Source organism: Chitinophaga sp. HK235 (assembly GCF_018255755.1).
GTDB lineage: Bacteria > Bacteroidota > Bacteroidia > Chitinophagales > Chitinophagaceae > Chitinophaga.
In genome coordinates this window covers 862,384-882,093 of sequence record NZ_CP073766.1, presented here as the reverse complement: position 1 = coordinate 882,093, position 19,710 = coordinate 862,384, and the positions used below count along the sequence as shown (strand labels likewise).

At 46.8% G+C, this 19,710-nt stretch carries 20 protein-coding genes; 13 read left to right on the top strand and 7 right to left on the bottom strand.

The annotated features are described in order from the left end of the window. Nucleotides 1-104: 104 nt before the first annotated feature. The 5 genes from KD145_RS02885 to KD145_RS02865 all read left to right on the top strand — a co-directional run bounded on the left by KD145_RS02885 (nt 105) and on the right by KD145_RS02865 (nt 4,125). Nucleotides 105-962 (top strand): TIGR02452 family protein, encoded by an 858-nt coding sequence (locus KD145_RS02885; protein ID WP_212004408.1) that lies wholly within the window; start codon nt 105-107, stop codon nt 960-962. Continuing rightward, nucleotides 949-1,494 carry an NADAR family protein gene (locus KD145_RS02880; RefSeq protein WP_212004407.1) on the top strand — a complete coding sequence of 182 codons (546 nt, stop codon included), beginning with the start codon at nt 949-951 and terminating at the stop codon, nt 1,492-1,494. The genes KD145_RS02885 and KD145_RS02880 overlap by 14 nt, the downstream gene beginning before the upstream one ends. A gap of 1 nt (nt 1,495) precedes the next feature. Then, nucleotides 1,496-2,038 carry an RNA 2'-phosphotransferase gene (locus KD145_RS02875; RefSeq protein ID WP_212004406.1) on the top strand — a complete coding sequence of 181 codons (543 nt, stop codon included), beginning with the start codon at nt 1,496-1,498 and terminating at the stop codon, nt 2,036-2,038. Nucleotides 2,039-2,110: 72 nt separating this feature from the next. Further along, entirely contained in the window at nt 2,111-2,869 is a 759-nt protein-coding gene (gene map / locus KD145_RS02870; protein ID WP_212004405.1) for a type I methionyl aminopeptidase, read from the top strand. Nucleotides 2,870-2,940: 71 nt separating this feature from the next. Then, nucleotides 2,941-4,125, top strand: a complete 1,185-nt coding sequence (locus KD145_RS02865) for a class I SAM-dependent RNA methyltransferase (RefSeq protein WP_212004404.1) — start codon at nt 2,941-2,943, stop codon at nt 4,123-4,125. 74 nt (nt 4,126-4,199) lie between these two features. Here KD145_RS02865 and KD145_RS02860 read toward each other — a convergent pair whose 3' ends face one another. Continuing rightward, nucleotides 4,200-4,673, bottom strand: coding sequence for an Lrp/AsnC ligand binding domain-containing protein (locus KD145_RS02860; protein WP_113619766.1), 474 nt, complete (start codon nt 4,671-4,673; stop codon nt 4,200-4,202). A gap of 238 nt (nt 4,674-4,911) precedes the next feature. On the opposite strand from KD145_RS02860, the gene KD145_RS02855 reads away from it, so the two are divergent. Both KD145_RS02855 and KD145_RS02850 read left to right on the top strand, forming a co-directional pair. After that, nucleotides 4,912-6,099 (top strand): serine hydrolase, encoded by a 1,188-nt coding sequence (locus KD145_RS02855; RefSeq protein WP_212004403.1) that lies wholly within the window; start codon nt 4,912-4,914, stop codon nt 6,097-6,099. 60 nt (nt 6,100-6,159) lie between these two features. After that, complete coding sequence (locus KD145_RS02850; RefSeq protein WP_212004402.1) at nt 6,160-7,035, top strand: SAM-dependent methyltransferase; 876 nt, start codon at nt 6,160-6,162, stop codon at nt 7,033-7,035. Here KD145_RS02850 and KD145_RS02845 read toward each other — a convergent pair. Further along, complete coding sequence (locus tag KD145_RS02845; RefSeq protein ID WP_212004401.1) at nt 7,032-7,457, bottom strand: response regulator; 426 nt, start codon at nt 7,455-7,457, stop codon at nt 7,032-7,034. The genes KD145_RS02850 and KD145_RS02845 overlap by 4 nt on opposite strands. A gap of 184 nt (nt 7,458-7,641) precedes the next feature. Between KD145_RS02845 and KD145_RS02840 the strand changes: the two genes are divergently transcribed. Then, nucleotides 7,642-8,310, top strand: a complete 669-nt coding sequence (locus KD145_RS02840) for a DUF4136 domain-containing protein (RefSeq protein ID WP_212004400.1) — start codon at nt 7,642-7,644, stop codon at nt 8,308-8,310. 7 nt (nt 8,311-8,317) lie between these two features. Here the strand turns inward: KD145_RS02840 and KD145_RS02835 are convergent, their stop codons facing one another. Further along, on the bottom strand, nt 8,318-8,752 hold the full coding sequence (locus KD145_RS02835) for a nuclear transport factor 2 family protein (RefSeq protein ID WP_212004399.1): 435 nt from the start codon (nt 8,750-8,752) through the stop codon (nt 8,318-8,320). Between the two features lie 97 nt (nt 8,753-8,849). Here KD145_RS02835 and KD145_RS02830 point away from each other — a divergent pair, with 97 nt between their 5' ends. Next, a complete protein-coding gene (locus KD145_RS02830; protein WP_212004398.1) occupies nt 8,850-9,074 on the top strand; it encodes a DUF3820 family protein in 225 nt (74 codons plus the stop codon). 92 nt (nt 9,075-9,166) lie between these two features. On the opposite strand, the gene KD145_RS02825 is transcribed toward KD145_RS02830, so the two are convergent. Together KD145_RS02825 and KD145_RS02820 are read right to left on the bottom strand one after the other, a co-directional pair. Continuing rightward, a complete protein-coding gene (locus tag KD145_RS02825) occupies nt 9,167-9,649 on the bottom strand; it encodes a polymer-forming cytoskeletal protein (RefSeq protein WP_212004397.1) in 483 nt (160 codons plus the stop codon). Nucleotides 9,650-9,658: 9 nt separating this feature from the next. Then, entirely contained in the window at nt 9,659-10,729 is a 1,071-nt protein-coding gene (locus KD145_RS02820) for a ParM/StbA family protein (RefSeq protein ID WP_212004396.1), read from the bottom strand. 258 nt (nt 10,730-10,987) lie between these two features. Between KD145_RS02820 and KD145_RS02815 the strand changes: the two genes are divergently transcribed. Both KD145_RS02815 and KD145_RS02810 read left to right on the top strand, forming a co-directional pair. Next, nucleotides 10,988-11,335, top strand: coding sequence for a hypothetical protein (locus KD145_RS02815; protein ID WP_212004395.1), 348 nt, complete (start codon nt 10,988-10,990; stop codon nt 11,333-11,335). 106 nt (nt 11,336-11,441) lie between these two features. Next, on the top strand, nt 11,442-13,295 hold the full coding sequence (locus tag KD145_RS02810) for a M1 family metallopeptidase (RefSeq protein ID WP_212004394.1): 1,854 nt from the start codon (nt 11,442-11,444) through the stop codon (nt 13,293-13,295). Between the two features lie 116 nt (nt 13,296-13,411). On the opposite strand, the gene KD145_RS02805 is transcribed toward KD145_RS02810, so the two are convergent. Further along, nucleotides 13,412-13,675: an acyl-CoA-binding protein gene (locus tag KD145_RS02805; protein ID WP_212004393.1), complete on the bottom strand. Its 264-nt coding sequence runs from the start codon at nt 13,673-13,675 to the stop codon at nt 13,412-13,414. A gap of 200 nt (nt 13,676-13,875) precedes the next feature. Here KD145_RS02805 and lepA point away from each other — a divergent pair, with 200 nt between their 5' ends. Next, nucleotides 13,876-15,669: a translation elongation factor 4 gene (gene lepA, locus KD145_RS02800; RefSeq protein WP_212004392.1), complete on the top strand. Its 1,794-nt coding sequence runs from the start codon at nt 13,876-13,878 to the stop codon at nt 15,667-15,669. A gap of 169 nt (nt 15,670-15,838) precedes the next feature. Next, nucleotides 15,839-18,259 carry an AsmA family protein gene (locus KD145_RS02795; RefSeq protein WP_212004391.1) on the top strand — a complete coding sequence of 807 codons (2,421 nt, stop codon included), beginning with the start codon at nt 15,839-15,841 and terminating at the stop codon, nt 18,257-18,259. Between the two features lie 87 nt (nt 18,260-18,346). On the opposite strand, the gene KD145_RS02790 is transcribed toward KD145_RS02795, so the two are convergent. After that, the gene (locus tag KD145_RS02790; protein ID WP_212004390.1) at nt 18,347-19,642 is read right to left on the bottom strand and encodes an O-acetylhomoserine aminocarboxypropyltransferase/cysteine synthase family protein; all 1,296 of its coding nucleotides are present in this window, start codon (nt 19,640-19,642) and stop codon (nt 18,347-18,349) included. Nucleotides 19,643-19,710: the final 68 nt, after the last annotated feature.

Genomic DNA, 19,710 nt, shown 5'->3' with positions numbered 1-19,710 from the left:
CTTTGCGTCAGATTGACGTAAACAAAAAATTAACGCCTTATCAGCATAGGAAGCAATAACCCCTTCTGCGCTTTCAATTACCTGATGAGCAAAATGAAGACCATATGAAAAAACAGGAGAGGGCTAGAATAGCCTGGGAAACAGTGGATATCCTCAACAACGGTTCCTATACTAACCCCGGAGGAAAAGAAGTCGTGATAGAAGAATCGCTGCAATATGCCGCAGATCACTCCGTATTATACAGACCGGAAGACTTTGAGCAGGTGTTTATGGAACGGGACCGGAAAGCTCCCCATTATGACTGCTCCATTGAGGTGACTGGTGAAAGTACCTTCGCTGCTGCTTACAGACTGGTGGTAAAAGAAAAACTGGATAATGTATGTTGCCTGAACTTTGCCTCTGCCAAAAATCCAGGCGGTGGCTTTCTGAGCGGTGCACATGCGCAGGAAGAAGCGCTGGCAAGAGCCAGTGGCCTGTATCGTTGTCTGGAGCCACAACGTGAAATGTACCAGACCAACCGGAACTGTGGTACCTGCCTCTACACAGACCATATGATATACTCACCGCTGGTACCCGTTTTCCGTAACGACAGGGATGCACTGTTGGACGATTATTATACCGTCTCTGTTATCACAGCGCCTGCTGTCAATGCCGGAGCGGTAAAGGATAATGAACCGCAGAACATCGGCAGGATCAAACCGGTGATGTTGTCCAGGATGGAGAAGTTGTTGTCTGTGGCTATAGCACATCAACAGACCACACTCATACTCGGAGCCTGGGGATGTGGCGTGTTCCGTAACAACAAAGAAGAGGTGGCAGCCTGGTTTGCCTCCTTCCTGCAGGCCGACGACAGATTCCGTCACGCATTTTCCAAAATCGTTTTTGCCGTGTACGATAACACTGAAAAACAGGAAACCATTAATACATTCAGAAAGAATATAACGTCATATGCTATACGATAATCAATGGCTGATCAAAAAATATAAAGCAAACGAAAAAATAAAATACCTTTTTTTCTGGGGACATCAGGTTTCGCCGGATGGCCGCGTCACACAAAGCTGCCTGAGTCAGTGGTGGACTGCGCCTTTCGAAGAAAACGGCATCGTGTATCCTACCGCCGAACATTGGATGATGGCTGGAAAAGCCCGGTTGTTTAAAGACGATGCAGTACTGGAGAAAATACTAAAAGCCGGTTCTCCCGCCGCCGCCAAAAAGCTCGGCAGGCAGGTACACCGTTTCGATCCCGTGATATGGGACCAGCAAAAATCAGCTATTGTAGCCGCTGGTAACCTGCTGAAGTTTTCACAGCATGCAGACCTGAAAACATTTTTATTGAACACAAAAGACCGTGTACTGGTAGAAGCCAGCCCTGTAGACGCTATCTGGGGCATTGGCATGAAAGCCGATCACGAACATATTGAAAATCCCTTGCGATGGAGAGGGCAAAACCTGCTGGGTTATGCACTGATGGAAGTAAGGGACAAATTATCATAACATGAATCCGAATAGAATAAAAAATATAAGCAAATTTCTTAGTCTCATACTCCGGCATAGCCCGGAAATCATTGGTCTTAAACTTGATGCCAACGGATGGGCCGATGTACAGGAATTGATGGCTAAAGCGGGCCGTAAAGGACAACAGTTTACACTGGAGGAATTATCCATTGTAGTGGCAGAAAATGATAAACAACGGTTTGCCTTCAACGAAGATAAAACCCGTATCCGGGCCAACCAGGGACATTCCATCAACGTATCGCTGGACCTGGAAGAGGCCGAGCCACCGGAATATCTTTATCATGGCACCGTCAGTAAATTTATGTCATCTATCAGGAAGGAAGGGTTGCTGAAGATGAGCCGCCATCATGTACACTTGTCCGAATTAAAGGAAACAGCCCAGGCTGTAGGCTCCCGGCGCGGACTGCCGGTAATACTGACTGTACGCAGTGGCAGCATGCACCGCGATGGTGTGAAGTTCTACAAGTCTGCAAACAATGTTTGGTTAACGGATCATGTACCAGCGAAGTACATTGATTGCTAAAGACAAACAGCTTTGCCAATTTGATGTTTTGCAGAGGTTTCCCTACCTTTAACTACACCAAAACCAGTGGATATGTCTATTACATCAGAATCGGATTTACAGGGAATGAAGAGAGTGAGCGAGGCGGTAGCTACTACTTTAAAGGAAATGAGGTACTATGCCAGGCCGGGAATGTCTGCCAAAGAAGTGGATGAGTATGGTGGTGAAATATTAAAAAAGCTGGGTGCAAAGTCTGCTCCCAGACTTACATACGGTTTTCCAGGCTGGACCTGTATCAGCGTAAACAATGAGATCGCACATGGTATCCCTTCTGCAACAAAGATCCTGCAGGAAGGAGATCTGGTAAATATTGACGTGTCTGCGGAGCTGGATGGTTATTGGTCAGACAACGGCGGCTCTTTTGTACTGGGGCAGGACCTGCATCAGCATCAGCCACTGGTGGATGCTTCCCGCACTATCCTCTACAAAGCGCTTCATCAGATAAAAGGGGGCGTGAAGATCGCCGATATCGGCAAACTGATTGAAAACGAAGCCGGACGCGCAGGCTTCACCGTGATCCGCAATCTCGCAGGGCATGGTGTAGGCAGAAGCCTGCACGAAGCACCGGAAGATATCCTGAACTGCTACGAACGCCGTAATAAGGAGCGTTTCCGCAAAGACAGCGTCGTGGCTGTGGAAACATTTATTTCCACCCGCTCCAATTATGCCAACCAGGCTCAGGACGGCTGGACACTGATTGGTAATAGAGGTGGTTTTGTAGCCCAGCATGAACATACCATCGTTATTACAGATGGTGAACCCGTTATCCTCACAGCAGCCAACGAGATTTAACCATACAGGGATTTACGGATGGGCAATTCTTTAAATCCATCCGTAAATCCCTAAATCCGTACATTTGCCGGATGACGTCTTTATACACGAAGAAAGCACCGGTAACCATCACCTGCCACAAGCGGCTGACGCCTTACCTGGAACAGGAAGTAAACGAGTTGGGTTTTAAGGTTGAAGAAACTTTTGTAACGGGTGTACGCCTGTTTGCCTCTATCAATGAATGTATCCGGCTTAATCTGAACCTGCGCTGTGCCAGCCAGGTTTTATACAGCCTCCGGAAATTTGACGCCCGGGATGCCGACGAAATCTATGCGCGGGTCAAAGCAATTCCCTGGGAAACACTCCTGCATCCGGATGGTTATTTCTCCATTACCAGCAATGTACAGAACGATACTATTAAAAACAGCATGTTCGCCAACCTGCGTGTGAAAGATGCGGTGATAGACTGTATGCGTGATAAAACCGGCACAAGACCTTCTACCGGGGCTGAGCTGAACGGTGCAGTCATTCATCTTTTCTGGAAAAATGAAGAAGCAGAAATATTTATAGATACCTCCGGTGATTCTCTGGGCCGTCACGGCTACCGCAAAATACCCGGACGGGCGCCCATGCTGGAAGCCCTGGCTGCCTCCACTATCCTGGCTACCCGTTGGGATCGCAAAGCTCCTTTTATTAACCCAATGTGCGGCTCCGGTACCGTGGCCATTGAAGCAGCCCTGATTGCCACCAACAGCCGCCCGGGCCTTTTTCGCAACAATTACGCTTTCATGCACCTGCAGGGCTATGATGAAAACGTTTATCACGAGGAGAGGGGCCGGCTGGAAAAACAAATCGTTGAAGTGCCCGAACTGCGTATCATTGCTACTGATCTGAGCCCCCAGGCCGTAGAGAATGCCCGTAAAAACGCCAGAGCTGCCGGAGTGGCCGATATGATCACTTTCTCCGTCTGCGATTTTGCTGCTACTCCTGTGCCACCGGATGCCGGCGGTGTGGTATTCATGAACCCGGAATATGGTTTGCGCCTCGGAGAAATCACCGAACTGGAAGAAACGTATAGCCGTATTGGTGACTTCATGAAACAAAAATGCGGAGGCTACCACGGTTACATTTTTACCGGTAATCTCGACCTGGCAAAGAAAATAGGCCTTAAAGCCAAACGCAGGATTGAATTCTACAATAGTACCCTCGATTGCCGTCTCCTTGAATACGAACTGTATGCCGGTACCCGCGATACCCGCAAGCTGGGCATCAGTTAAAAGAACATAAAAAGTCAGGCGGCCATTGACATAGTGTCGATGGCCGCCTGGCTTTTTATACTAATACAAAGTCTTTAAAGCACCTCGCTGACATTGATTGGCCTGGAGAAGCTTTCTTCCAGGGAAATAATGGTTTCGGTACGCTCTATCCCTTTGATATGCTGCAGATCATCCTGGAGGATCTTACGCAGTTCCGCACTGTCTTTACAGATGATCTCTGCAAACATGCTGTAGGCGCCGGTGGTATAATTTAACCGTACTACCTGCGGGATCTTCAGTAACTGTTTGGCTACACTTTCGTACAGTGAACTTTTCTCGAGGTAGATGCCAATGAAAGCCAGTACGTCGTAACCAATTGCCCGAAGGTTCACCTGCAGGCGGGTACCTTTGATAACGCCCATTTCATGCAGCTTTTTGATACGTACATGGATAGTACCCCCGGAAACAAATAGTTTTTTCCCCAGCTCTGCATAGGAGATGCCGGCATCAGTTGACATTTCCGAAATGATTTGCAAATCTAATTTGTCAATATTTAAAGAGTGGCTCATTTTCGCGGTGCGATTTAGAATATTTTCTAAAAATATGGATATTATTGCAATAATCGCAAAAAAATATGAAACCACCCGCGGCGGACACCGGTTTTTTTGTGCAGCATATTACGAGATCGCACAAGGATGGCCATTTCCGGACGTTTTTAGCTGAGTAGGTTGTGTTTAAGTTGTTTTAAATCAATTCTTTATGTTTTCGGCATGTTTTTGCTCTCCTCGTCAGCAAAAACACGTTATAATGAAAGCACTACTCGCTACGCTGCTGATTGTCCTCCTGTTCTGCGGTCATACCCAGGGGCAACGTATCCAGCGTATCAATAACACTACCATCTCCGCAGACTCCCTCACCACCCGAATCCGGCAACTCATAGATACCGCACAGGTGACCGGCATGACTGTATCCGTCTTCAATAAAAACAAACCGGTATATGTCAGGGCTTTTGGCTTTGCAGATAAATCCAAAAGCATCCCAATGGACACCAGTACTATCTTCTGGGCCTGTTCCTATAGCAAGGCTGTATTTGCCTATTGCGTGATGAAACTCGCTGAACGGCATATTATTGATCTGGATACACCACTGGTGAAATATCTTCCTAAACCTTTACCAGATTATGTCTTCACCAAAAAAACAAGAGGTTATCAGGATATCCGCAATGATAAAAGATACGAGTCTATCACCGCCCGCATGTGCCTCGATCATACTACCGGCTTTCCCAACTACCGTGGCTTTGAGCTGGACGGCAAACTGCATATCAAATCAGATCCCGGTACCCTCTATGGTTACTCCGGGGAAGGGCTCTATCTCCTGCAGTTTGTACTGGAACAGCTCACCGGCAAAAGTTATGAGACCATCGCCCGGGAAGAAGTGTTTAAACCATTAGGGATGGACCGCAGCAGCTATATCTGGCAGGCGGTCTTTAATGACAGGCATTGCCTGGGACATGACAGCCTGCAACATCCATACGAGTTTGATCAGCGGACCAGTCCGCACGCTGCAGGCTCCCTGTATACCAGCATCACCGATTGGGACCGCTTTATTACTGCCATGCTCACCGGCGAGGGGCTGAGCAGTAAAAGCATAACAGAAATGCGGCGGCCGCAGATAGCTGTACTATCCAAAAAACAATTTGGTAACGACGCCTGGGTATATGATAAAACACCTGCTACTACTACCATCTTTTACGGCCTTGGCATCGGCTTGCTCAAAACCCCATATGGGATCGCATTTTTTAAGGAAGGCCATAGCGAAGGATGGGGGCATTATACCATCGCTTTCCCGGATAAACAGATCGCTATTGCCATCATGACTAATAGTGACAACGGGGAAAGTATTTTCAGAGAGCTGCTGGCTACTGCTATCGGTGACGTATACACGCCATGGGAATGGGAGAACTATATACCCTATGATCGCATCTCCCTAAAATAAGGTTGTGAAAATTGGGCCCGATTATGTAAATTGTCTTTCTCCCAAAAAAGACACAACACTATGAAGGCTACTGCCACGAGTAAAACAGCCCAGTATATGGCGTTATTCCGTGCAATGGAAACAACCCGTTCCAAAACCAGCAGATTATTCACTGATAAATATGCGCATCTTTTTCTGCCTGCCGGATTGAGGATAGCTGCCAGATTAAGTCACCTGCGGGCTTTTCGCAGTATGGCTGAAAACATTATTCATAAAAAAATTCCCGGCGCCTATACTTCCGGCATCGCCCGTACCCGGCTTATCGACGAACTGCTGGAAGAAGCTGTCCGCAAAGGAGCAAAGCAGGTGATGATATTGGGAGCCGGATTCGATACCCGCGGCCTGCGATTACCTTTTTTACACAATATCCCGGTAATAGAGATCGATCATCCCAATACGGCAAAGTATAAACTATCGAGGTTGAGTCAGCTGCATATACCCAAACATATCCGGTATTACCAGATTGACTTCAACCGCCAGAGCCTCGACCAGCTGAGTGCACAGCATCATTTCGACTTTTCATTGCCTACTGCGGTTATTTGGGAGGGTGTGACCAACTATCTCACCGCTGAAGCCATCAACAACACGTTTGCCTTTCTGCAACGTTTTGCGGCAGGTTCCCATGTGATATTTACTTACGTCCACCTGGACGTGCTGAAAAACCCGACCTCTTTTATAGGGGCAGAAAAACTGCTAAATGATGTGGCGGGCCTGGAAGAGAAATGGACCTTTGGTTTTGAGCCGGAAGCACTCAGTGCTTATTTAAAACAGTATGGCTTTACATTGATGAAAGACCTGGGAGCTGATGAATACCGAGCACTTTATCTGGAGGGAAGAGAGAAGGAGGAAGGATATGAATTTTATCGGGTGGCCTTTGCCTGCCGGCAGGAAGCCTAGTCTTGCTGAAATGGGGTCGTTGCTCCCCTGGTTAACACTACCTGTAAAAGTTTACACAGCTCATTAAACCGGGCTGGTTTAATGATATAATCTACCGCGCCCATAGAGCGGGCGGTAGACATCTCGCGGGGTTCATCGCTGGTGCTGTAAATGATCACCGGGATGTCTTTCAGGTGTTCTATGTCTTTGATCCTTTCCAGAAACACAATACCATTCATCAATGGCATGTTCAGGTCCAGGAAAATCAGGTCTGGGCGGTAAGCACGGGTACATAGCTGGTCCAGTGCTTCCTGGCCATTGCCTGCTGTAAAACAGAGTATCGGATGATTGAGTTCTGCCAGTGCCAACTTAAACAGCTCTTGGTCGTCCTGATCATCGTCTACCAACAACAGTGTTTTCAGTTCTCCATTATTCTTATACATATTGTATAGCGGTCACTAGGTTATAAATGTACGTTTTATTCTGCGATAAAATGGTGAGCAATTACGCATAATTAATTCACGTTCACGGCTATATGTACCCATTTTGACCTAAACATTTTGAGTTTGTGGGTGTTACCTATATAGATAATAAGCCTTTTTGCCAGTTATTGTTAAAAAAAAGTTTATGCGTACACAAATTGCAACTTTAAGCCGAGGCCTGCAGAGATGTTGGATGCTGCTGGGTTTGCTGCTGTTGGTAGCTTGCGGCACAAGCGTACACATGACTGGTACCTGGAAGGATCCTTCTGCCCAGTCTGGTGGTTATCATAATATCCTGGTAGCGGGCCTGAGCTCCAACCTTACTGCCCGTGGAATCGTGGAAAACAAACTGGCTACCCAGCTGCAGGCTCATGGGGTGGCGGCCGGTAAAAGCACGGACCTGTTTCCTCCTAACTTTGACCCTAAAAAGGAAGAGTCCATAAAAGCAGCTTCAGGCAAAATTGAAGCGGCTGGTTTTCATGCGGTGCTGACCGTATCCCTTGTCAATAAGGAATCCGAAACCCGGTATGTACCGGGCACAGTAATGTATGCACCCTATCCTGCATACGGCTGGTACGGCAATTTCTGGGGATACTACGGTTATATGTACAACTCGGTATATTCGCCGGGATACTATACCACCGACAAAATCTACTTCATGGAAAGCAATCTGTATGACCTGGGCCAGAACGGAAAACTGGTATGGTCCGGTCAGTCAGAAACCTACAACCCCAACAGCCTGGAATCCTTTGCTGCTGCGTATGCTAAAAAGGTGGCAGACGCGCTGCAGAACGGAGGCTTGTTGAAACGTTGATAGTTGTTTATTCCTGGTCGTAGTAGGTACGGTCACTGATGATCTTGCCATGCTCTATGGTAAAAACCACACAGAGGGGTAACTGCCATTTTTTGCTATCCTGGCCGGTAGCGCTTGATATAAATTCAACAATGATGTGGTTTTTATCGGCATAGATTTCTTTTACTTCATCCTGTACATCCGGGAGTATTTTATGCAGTTCCTGGTATTTCTCTACCATCTGCCGGCGGGTAAGTATAACTGGTTCGTGTCCGTAGGCGGGGTCGAGGAACAGTGCTGAATCAGCATAATAGGAGGCCATCTTTTGCCAATCATGTTCATTGAATGCGGCAAACATTCCATTTACTACCTGAATGTTGGGATTGGTGAGGCTGCTTCTGCCTCCGGGTTGCACACAGGCTGTAGCCATTAACAGGCATAAAAGCATACAGTACAATTTCATAGCAGGATATTTTTTAACAATATAAAAATATTGGGCGTAAAGAAGAATGGTAAATACGGGTGATAGTTTTAACTTGCCCCATTTTAAGTGATTTTTTATGGAGATGACACAACCTAACCCGGAGATATTGCAACAGCTGGTGACCATGAAGATGCCCTTTGGGAAGTATAAAGATGTGGTTTTGTGTGACCTGCCGGTCAGTTATCTGGAATGGTTCCAGCGTAACGGTTTTCCTAAGGGGAAGCTGGGCATGATGCTGGAAACAATGCTGGTCATAAAAATGAATGGACTCACTCACCTGCTGACGCCATTGAAAAAATAAAGGGATTATGTATTCATAAAAGAGGCTGCCTGGAATTCCAGGCAGCCTCTCTAAATAACGTTATTATCTATACGTTGTTTAGTCAGGACAAGTTAGAACCAGCTGGTGGTCTGTTCTTCTTCTTCTTCATTGGCTGCGGGCGCAGCAGGAGCGGGGATTGCCTCGCCTACCACCTGATGGTGATGGTCTGCAACAGGAGGTGTTTCCGTTTTGAGTACTGGCTGTACATTTTTACGGATGGCGCCTTCTACTACGGCACCTTCTTCCAGTTCAAGGACGATGGCATTCACATCTCCCTTTACAAAAGCCTGGTTACTGATGTGTGCTTTGTTACTGATATACACGTCTCCATACACTTTTCCATGTACAACGAGGTCGGAAGCATAAATATGCCCACGTATACTGGCGGTTTCACTCACTACCAGCTTACCGGTAGTTTTTACGTTGCCTTTAACGTTTCCATCTATCCGCCCCGAAATGGTAGCGTCGATGCTGCCGTTTACGGATACTTCTTTAGGGATACGAAATGCTCCCGGTACAATGATGTTTCGGAAAAAATGTCTCGCACTTCTCACACAAACAAATTAGAGGGTGATGGGAATGGGATTGTTTACAATTGGTTGATGGTCGTCATCGAAAGTGGAAATGATAGAGCTGGAGTTACCAAGGTCTAATCCTACACTCCGTTGAGGTTTGTTGTCCGAAATCCGAAGACTATTGTAAAGATAACCAATACTCATGAGTTTTTCAGGTTCAGGTGCTACTTCCACTGGAACAAAATCCCTGAATTCTTCCTGGAAGGCATCGGTCAGCTCTTTATAGTAAGCACCACCACCCATCAGGTAAATTTTTTCGCAGGCTTCAAAATCCAGGTCGGTAAAGTAACTGCGCATCAGCGGGGAAACCACTTCTTTATAGTACTGTGTCAGTACTCCTTTACGCATTTCACGCAGGTCGATCCGCTTACGGTTGGTGAAAATAGACCCTTTCATAAAGGCATCATCCACCTGATGCTCGTTTTTCATCTCCAGATAATGTTTCTGGTTCAGCTCACGGGTCAGGTTATTGACAGCATAACGGATGCCGTGAGAGCTGAAGCAGGTACGGTGTACCAGGCCATCGCCGGTGGCCATGCCTCCTTCTATCGTACCAAAGCCGATACTGATCGCGATGAAGTTGTCCAACTGCGGTTCATTGATTGTCTTTTTCAGCCCGATGATACCACCTACAATTTCAGGGATGATCTCATATTTTTCAATATCAAACATGGCTTTTTTAAAGGAGCCTTTGGTATTGAAAGTCTGTGTATCATAGTCGATCAGAAAATGTCTTTTGCTTAAAAACTGCTCTGCCGCTGTTTTGTAGACATTGTAGGTAGAAAAGGGGAATCCCATGGTGAGTGCAATAGGCTGTTGCACTTTATCCGCTGTATTGAGCAAGGCTGCTTTGAACAGGATTTCATAGTCTTCTTCGGTAGGGGCAGCGTTGGTGATCCTTCCCGGGTTGATTCCTCCTCTCTTGGCCAGATTGCCCACCAGATACCAGGTTTCATCTTTTTTGATCTTCAAGCCGTTGAGTAGGTCTTTGCTTGAATTTTCGGTGTTCCCAAATGCCGTTTCAAAAACGCTCGGGAAGCTGGTTGTAGATACTTTCATAGTGATTTGTTGATAATAACTTTTTTCTCAATTTAGTCTGGATGAGGGATTCATCGGGACACTAAACAGGGCTTAAATATATAAAATATTAGTAAACAAGGGAATGACAATCAATTAATATCAGTTAAATTTAATGCACCTTCCTCTAATTACAAAATCTGACCTGTTTTTTTAGGATAATAAACAGATATGAATCCCATTTGTTAAAAAAGTACCCATTGTCCCCCTACCTATACTCACCCCATTATCCGTTTTTGCATGAGACACAGCTGGTTACTTTTAGTGTTGCTATGGGCTTGCAACAACTCCCGGAAGATTTCCCGGAAGATTTATTCAGCTCCCGCTATGGGCGCTGAAGCTCAGTTCGACAAAGGACTGCGCCCGGAAAAACATCCTCAATATCTCTTTGATAAAAAAACAATGAAAGACATGGAACAGCAAGGTGTGATAACGAGTTACACCGGTAAACGGCATAGTCTGGCCCCGAGGGTAGTGGTTGTTAAAAACACCACCGGAGCTTATTATATGGGGCAGGACTCTGCCACCCGCCGCCCGGACAGCACCGCAGTAAAGGCCAAGGCAGACAGCGCCCGGACGGGACACTGATCTTTAATTGTTGAATGACGCCTGCTGAAAAATATTTTTACGCGCCTAAATACCTACTTTTGAATCATGACCGCTTCCTGTCAACAGGAGCATTTATGATTGATTTATGAAGACAAAGCGTATTCTTTTATTATTGTTGCTGGGAGGCTGGCAACAACTGGTCGCACAATCCCTGTTCATGCCGCGAAACATCCGGCAGGCGTATGACAAAAACACCCGCAGTGAAAGCGGTGCCCCAGGCCCCAAATACTGGCAGAATAAGGCCAGTTACGATATTCAGGTGAAATTTGAACCTGCTACCAACCAGGTGTCCGGCTCAGAAACCATCGTTTATACCAACAATAGTCCGGATACCTTGCGGATGTTGAACTTTAAGTTGTTCTCCAACCTCTTCCAGCATGGCGCCGTCCGTAATATGGTGGTGACGGCGGATGACCTCCACAAGGGAGTGTCCATCACTAATTTCAAGGTCAAAGGCGTGCAGAAATCAGCTCCATCCATTGTAGGTACCAACATGCCTGTATCCATCAATGAACTGGCTCCCGGTGAACAGACTTCCATCTCCCTTGACTTCTCCTACATACTGAATGAGAACACACATATCCGTACAGGCTCTGTAGATACCGGTGCTTACTTCATCGCCTACTTCTTTCCGCGTGTAGCCGTATACGATGATATCTGTGGCTGGGATATGATACCCTACACCGGCGTTACCGAGTTTTACAACGACTTTAGCGATTTTCGGGTAGCCATTACCGTGCCGGGCAATTACCAGGTATGGGCTACCGGTGATCTGAAAAACGGGCAGGAAGTATATAACGATACTTATCTGGAACGCATTGCCCGCGCTGAAAAAAGTAACGAGGTGATAGATATCATCGACAAGGAAGATCTTCGCAAAGGAAAGATTTCAAAAAACAATCCGGTCAATACCTGGCGCTTTGAGGCTGCCAACGTGCCGGACTTTGCTTTTGCCACCAGCAACCACTACCTGTGGAAGGCTGCCAGCGTGGAGGTGGACCATAACACCAAACGCCGGAGCAGGGTAGATGTGGCTTTTAATCCCAGTCACCTGGACTATTTTGAGGTCATTGACTTCGCACGGACCACCGTGGATAAAATGAGCCACCAGTTCCCTAAATGGCCTTTCCCGTATTCACATGTGAGTGTGTTCGACGGCCTCGACCAAATGGAGTATCCCATGATGGTAAATGATAACCCGGTGGCCAATAAAGCCGCAGCCATAGAGCTGACAGACCATGAGATCTTTCATACGATGTTCCCTTTTTACATGGGTACCAATGAAACGCTCTACGCCTGGATGGACGAAGGTTGGGCAACGATCGGGGAATGGATCATCTCACCCATGATAGACTCTACCATCGTGGATAATTACGGTATGTCCAACTATAACAACATCGCCGGCAAACTGCAGGACGTGCCTATCATGACTCCGTCCAACCAGCTGACAGATGCCTACATGACAAACTCCTATCCCAAACCGGGCCTGGGTTATCTGTATGTAAAGGATATGCTGGGCGACAGCCTGTTCATGAAAGCGCTGCATCATTATATCAGCCTGTGGAATGGTAAACATCCGCAGCCATATGATTTCTTTAACTGTATGAACACGGGATCCGGTAAAAACCTGAACTGGTTCTGGAAAAGCTGGTTCTTTGATAGTGGCTACCCCGACCTGGCGATCGAAAAGGTTACCCGTAAAGGACAGAATTGCGACATCAGTATTCTTTCCAAAGGAACCAAACCCGTACCGGTAGATGTAACGGTTTATTTCGACGATAATACAACACTTAAACTGCACAAAAGCATAGCAGTCTGGGAAAAAGGAAATAAAACAGTAAACCTGTCGTTCACATCTCCCAAAAAGATTAAAAAGGTAACGCTGGGAAGCACCTGGGTGCCCGACGTAAACCCTGATGATAATGTTACGACGCAGTAACCTTGTAGCTGAATTTTAATTTGAATGTGCTCGTTACTGATTTTCCTGATGCTCCTGATGAGCGAAGATGGATGCTTATCAGGAGCATTAGAAAAATCAAATAACATCAGCGGTTGTTAGTGGCTTTGCTGTAACTCTTTTACAAGGGCAACATAATCCTGCATCGCCGACTCCTGGGTTTTCCCTTTCAGGGCTGCCCAGGCTTCATGTTTGGCTTTAGCCACAAAATCGAAGGGGTTGGAAGGCGGTTCGGTATCGTTATCTCCTATGCTACCTTGTTTGTAAAGGGCGTATAATTGCAGTAGGATGTCGTTGGACGGTTTCTCAGAGAGGGTTTTACTGTCGGTTACGGCTTGTTCAAATTGTGCTTTCAGGTCCATACTATTGTTTTTAGGTGAATAAAATAACCCCTGGGAAGGGATTTATACTAATATATGAAAAATTGACAATCCGCATATAGCATGTTTATCAAAACATAATCGCTTGAAACCGCTGACTAATAAACTAATTTCAATACCTTTGCGCCCTGTAAAAGGTTTAAAGGGGACAATTAACCGCCAATAGACCAGTAAATCAACATATGAAGAATATTCGCAATTTTTGTATCATTGCCCATATTGACCACGGTAAAAGTACCCTGGCCGACCGATTATTGGAATTTACCAAAACCATCTCTGACCGTGACATGCAGGCGCAGGTACTGGATGATATGGACCTGGAACGTGAGAAGGGGATTACCATCAAGAGTCACGCTATCCAAATGGACTATACCGCCAAAAACGGTGAAAAATATACATTCAACCTGATTGATACCCCCGGCCACGTAGACTTCTCCTATGAAGTATCCCGTGCACTGGCTGCCTGTGAAGGTGCGCTGCTGCTGGTAGACGCTGCTCAGGGTATCCAGGCGCAAACTATCTCCAACCTCTACCTCGCCCTGGAAAATGACCTGGAAATCATCCCTGTTATCAATAAAATTGATATGCCAGGTGCTATGATTGAAGAGGTGAAAGACCAGATCATCGAACTGATCGGCGTGAAAGACGAAGATATCCTGCTGGCGTCCGGTAAAACCGGTATCGGTATCGAAGAAATCCTGGAAGCGATTGTTACCCGCATCCCTGCCCCTAAAGGCAGTCAGGATGCACCGCTGCAGGCGTTGATCTTCGACAGCGTGTTCAACTCTTTCCGTGGTATCATTGCATATTTCCGCATATACAATGGCTCCATCAAAAAAGGCGACAAAATCAAATTTGTTAATACCGGCGAAGAATATGAAGCAGATGAAGTGGGTATCCTCAAACTGGGCCTGGACCCCAGAAAAGAGGTAAATGTAGGCGATGTAGGATATATCATCACCGGCATCAAAAGCGCCAAGGAAGTAAAGGTGGGTGATACTATCACCCTGGCGGCCAACCCCTGTGTAGAAGGTATCAAAGGATTCCAGGAAGTAAAACCAATGGTATTTGCCGGTATCTTCCCTGTAGTGACCGAAGACTTCGAAGAGCTGCGGGAATGTATGGACAAACTCCAGCTGAACGACGCTTCCCTCACCTATGAGCTGGAAACATCTCAGGCACTCGGCTTCGGTTTCCGTTGCGGATTCCTTGGAATGCTGCACATGGAAATTATCCAGGAACGCCTCGAAAGGGAGTTTAATCAAACCGTTATTACCACCGTTCCAAACGTAGGCTTCATTGCACATACTACCAACGAAGGTGTCGTGATTGTGAACAACCCGAGCGAAATGCCCGATCCTACCCGTATGGAGAGGATCGAAGAGCCATTCATCCGTGCTCAGATCATCACCAAACCGGAATATATTGGTAACATTATGACCCTCTGTTTGGGTAAACGTGGTATTCTCCTTAACCAGAGCTATCTCACCACCACCCGCGTAGAGCTCATGTTTGAATTACCGCTTACAGAGATCGTTTTCGACTTCTACGATAAACTGAAGAGCCAGACCCGTGGTTATGCCTCTTTCGACTACACACCGATCGGTTTCCGCGACAGCGATATCGTGAAAATGGATATCCTCCTCAACGGTGATAAAGTGGATGCCTTAAGCGCCCTGATCCACCGCAGCAGAGCGCAGGACTTCGGTCGCAAGCTGTGCGAAAAACTGAAAGACCTGCTGCCACGCCAGCAGTTCCTCATCGCTATTCAGGCAGCTATCGGTGCTAAGATCGTTGCCCGTGAAAACATCAGCGCTATGCGTAAAGACGTTACCGCCAAATGTTACGGTGGTGACATCTCCCGTAAACGTAAACTGCTCGAGAAACAGAAAGAAGGTAAAAAACGTATGCGTCAGATCGGAAACGTGGAAGTACCACAGGAAGCGTTTCTCGCGGTACTCAAACTGGACGATTAACAGCAGCATTTTTCAATTAAGGATGTTTTATATAAACAGCGAAGAGATATCTCTTCGCTGTTTTTTTTATGCCATAGTGCAAAGCACTCAGCTCCCACGCGTCATAAATCAGAGAAATTTCGTAAACTGTTTAAGTATTTGACTGTTATAGCATTAAAACTTCCACTACATGCGTAAATGGCTAAAGGTCATGTTGATTACAGCGGGAAGCCTCATTGCACTGGTCATTGTTTTGTTACTTGGACTGGCCTGGTACATGAAAGCCAACAAAACTACCTTCCTCCGGCAGATTACAGATCAGCTGAATGAGAACATCAACGGAGAGTTTTCCATTGGAGATATGGAACCCTCCTTCTTCAGAAGTTTTCCCAATGTATCCCTGGCGCTTAAAAGAGTAGAACTGCATGATAGTCTCTGGCAACAGCATCATCATGCGCTGATTGACCTGGATTATATTTTCGTACGGGTGAATACGTTATCACTGTTACGCAAGCACGTAGATGTAAAAGAAGTCTCTCTCGAAAAAGGTATCATTTACCTGTATACAGACAGTACAGGATACAGCAATACTGCTGTGCTGACAGGTAATGCCGGTAAAAAGAAAGGCGGATCACAGGAGGCTAATATCCACCGCTTCTCCATAGCGCACATTACTTTCGTAATAGACAACCGGCAGAAGTTTAAACTTTTCCAGCTCGACATCCAGGAAATGTACGGCCGGCTCAACAGTACCGATTCTGGTACGCACCTGGACATGCGTTCCCGGATGGAAGCAAGGGATTTTGCCTTTAATACCAACAAAGGGAGTTACCTGAAAAATAAAACCCTCAGACTAAATCTCTCACTGTTTTATAAAAAGGCTACCAAACAGCTGATTGTACCCCAACAAGAGATAAAGATAGATGCCACCCCCGTACAGATTGCAGGAACCTTTGACTTTTCTGAGAAGCCACCACCATTCTTCCTCAGAATCAACGCCAATCAGGTATTGCTGAAGGACGCCTCCTCCTGGCTGTCTCCCAACATCTCCGGTAAACTCGCCAACATCCAGCTGACAGCTCCGCTGGATGCTGAAGCTACCCTGCAGGGACATATGAAATACCGGGATACCCCGCATGTGGTGGTGACCTGGAAAACCTCCCGCAATACTTTGGTCACTGATATGGGAGAATGGGAGAACTGTAGTTTTACCGGGCGGTTCAACAATGAGGTGATACCGGGCGCCGGACATAGTGATGAAAACTCCGCAGTTAATATATTCCAGCTGCAGGCATCACTGGGGAGAATACCCCTGAAGGCAGACACTATTCGTGTGGTGAACCTTAAACAGCCGCTGTTACATGGACATTTCGAATCTGCGTTTCCGCTGTCCCATCTTAATACGGCAGCAGGAGATGTGCCGCTTGAATTCAGGGAAGGCACTGCCACGGCCGATCTTAACTATACCGGGCCAGTACTGAAAAATGATAATACCCCTTCTTCGCTACAAGGGGTGGTTAAAATACAGAATGGTGGTTTTACCTATCTGCCACGTGACCTTACGTTCCATGACTGTAGCGCCACGCTGCAGTTCACAGGTCAGGATCTGCTGGTACAAAATGTACGGTTACAATCGCAGAAAAGTGCCCTTCAAATGGAAGGAACAGTTCGTAATTTACTCAACCTGTACTTCGCCGCGCCGGAGAAAATAGAGCTGGACTGGAAAATCAGAAGTGCATTGGTAGACCTGAACGAGTTTACGAGTTTTCTGGGTGCCCGTAAGAAAGGAAAGGTACCTGATCCTCATCAGAAAGCCCAGGAGCTCAGCCGTGTGGGCAAACAGCTGGACAAAGTGCTGGCAGCCAGTAATGTGAGGATGGACGTACTGCTGGATAAAGTGGTGTTTCAGCATTTTACGGCCCAGCGCGTGTCGGCCGTCCTGTCACTGACGGCATCAGATCTGTTGTTGCATAAAATGGCCTTCCAGCATGCAGGTGGTACCGCCCAGGTGTCCGGTAGTGTGCATCAGCAAGGTGTGAACAATACTTTCAAAGTAAATGCTAATATCGCCAACGTCCGCATTGCACAGCTGTTTTATGCTTTTGATAACTTTGGCCAGTCTGCTCTGAAGTCAGAGAACCTCAGAGGTATTGTATCTGCTAAAGCAGACATCAAAGGAAATGTACTCGACAATGGAAATCTGGTTAAACATTCACTGTTCGGTACAGTCAACTTCAATCTGAAAAATGGCGCCCTGCTTAATTTCGGGCCGCTGGAAGATATCGGTAATTTTCTGTTCCGCCGCCGTCGCCTCGACAGCGTTACATTTGAAAACCTCAGCAATACCCTGCAATTGCAGGGGACTAAAATTAATATTCCTCCCATGCGTATAGCCTCCAGTGTAGTCAATATAGACCTCAACGGCGTTTATGGTTTTGCAGGAGGCACAAATATCAATATGGAAATTCCTTTGCGTAACCCGGCAAAGGATTCGGGCATCACAGATAAGGAAGAAAAACGACGCAGAAGCCGGCGGGGAATCATTATCCGCCTTCATGCTGTGTCGGGTAGTGATGGCAAAGTAAAGATCAAACTAGGGAAAGGAGATTAGCAATGCTTGCAAAAAATAGCCCAAGGCTCAGGCAAGATAACCCTGGGCTTTAGCAAGATAGCCCAGGGCTTCAGCCCTGGGACAATATTACGCACTAAACGCCTGTCTGATATCTTCTTTAATATCTTCTATATGTTCCACTCCCAGGGAAATCCTGAGCAGGCCTGGTTCTACGCCGGCTGCTTTTTGTTCCTGTTCACTGAGCTGCGAGTGGGTAGTGGTAGCCGGGTGAATGATGAGTGTTTTACTGTCGCCTACGTTAGCCAGGTGGTAGATTAACTGTAACGACTGTACGAATTTATCCGCTGCTTCCTTGCCTCCTTTTATTTTGAAGCTCAGCACGCCACCAAAGCCGTTCTGCAGGTATTTTTTAGCCAGGTTGTGGTATTTGTTGTCTGGCAGACCGGGATAGTTCACATATTCTACCTGTGGTTGCTCTTGCAGCCACTGGGCCAGGTGAAGGGCATTGTCCACCGTCCGTTGTACACGCAGAGAGAGGCTTTCCAGGCCCTGCAGGAAGAGGAAGGAGTTCTGCGGAGCCAGTGCAGGGCCCCAGCTGCGAAGGCCGGTCACACGGGCGCGGATGATATAGGCAATGTTGCCGAATGGACTATGGCTGCCAAATACTTCCCAGAACTTCATGCCGTGATAAGCATCATCCGGCTCACTGAACTGTTTGAACTTACCATTGCCCCAGTTGTAATTACCACCGTCAACAATCACACCGCCAATGCTGGTGCCATGTCCGCCTATCCATTTGGTAGCTGCCTGTACTACAACGTTGGCGCCGTGGTCCAGCGGACGGCTCAGATATCCGGCAGCCCCGAAGGTATTGTCTACAACCAGTGGCAGGTCATGTTTGCGGGCAATAGCACTCAGTTTTTCGAAATCAGGGATAGCGAAGCCAGGGTTGCCGATGGTTTCTACATAAATAGCTTTGGTATTTTCATCGATTTGTTTTTCGAAGGTTTCCAGGTTGTCGAGGTCTGCAAAACGCGCTTCCACACCGATCCTTTTAAAGCTTACCTTAAACTGATTGTAGGTGCCGCCATAGAGATAAGACGATGTTACAAAGTTGTCTCCCGGCAGCAGGATATTATGAAGGGCAATAAATTGAGCCGCCTGTCCGGAAGCTACTGCCAGTGCACCTACGCCGCCTTCCAGTGCAGCCACCCTTTTTTCAAACACATCAGTGGTAGGATTCATAATGCGGGTGTAGATGTTGCCAAACTGCTTCAGCTCAAACAAATCTGCCGCATGCTCTGCATTGTCAAAAGTATAGGATGTTGTCTGGTAAATAGGTACCGCAGCCGATTTGGTGGTAGGGTCGGGGTTATATCCTGCGTGAACCTGTAATGTTTCAAAATGTAACTTCCTGGACATAATGTAAGATTTTAAAGGGTCGATGGAATATTGGTAAGTCTACAAATATAGTAGACTAAATTGTATTT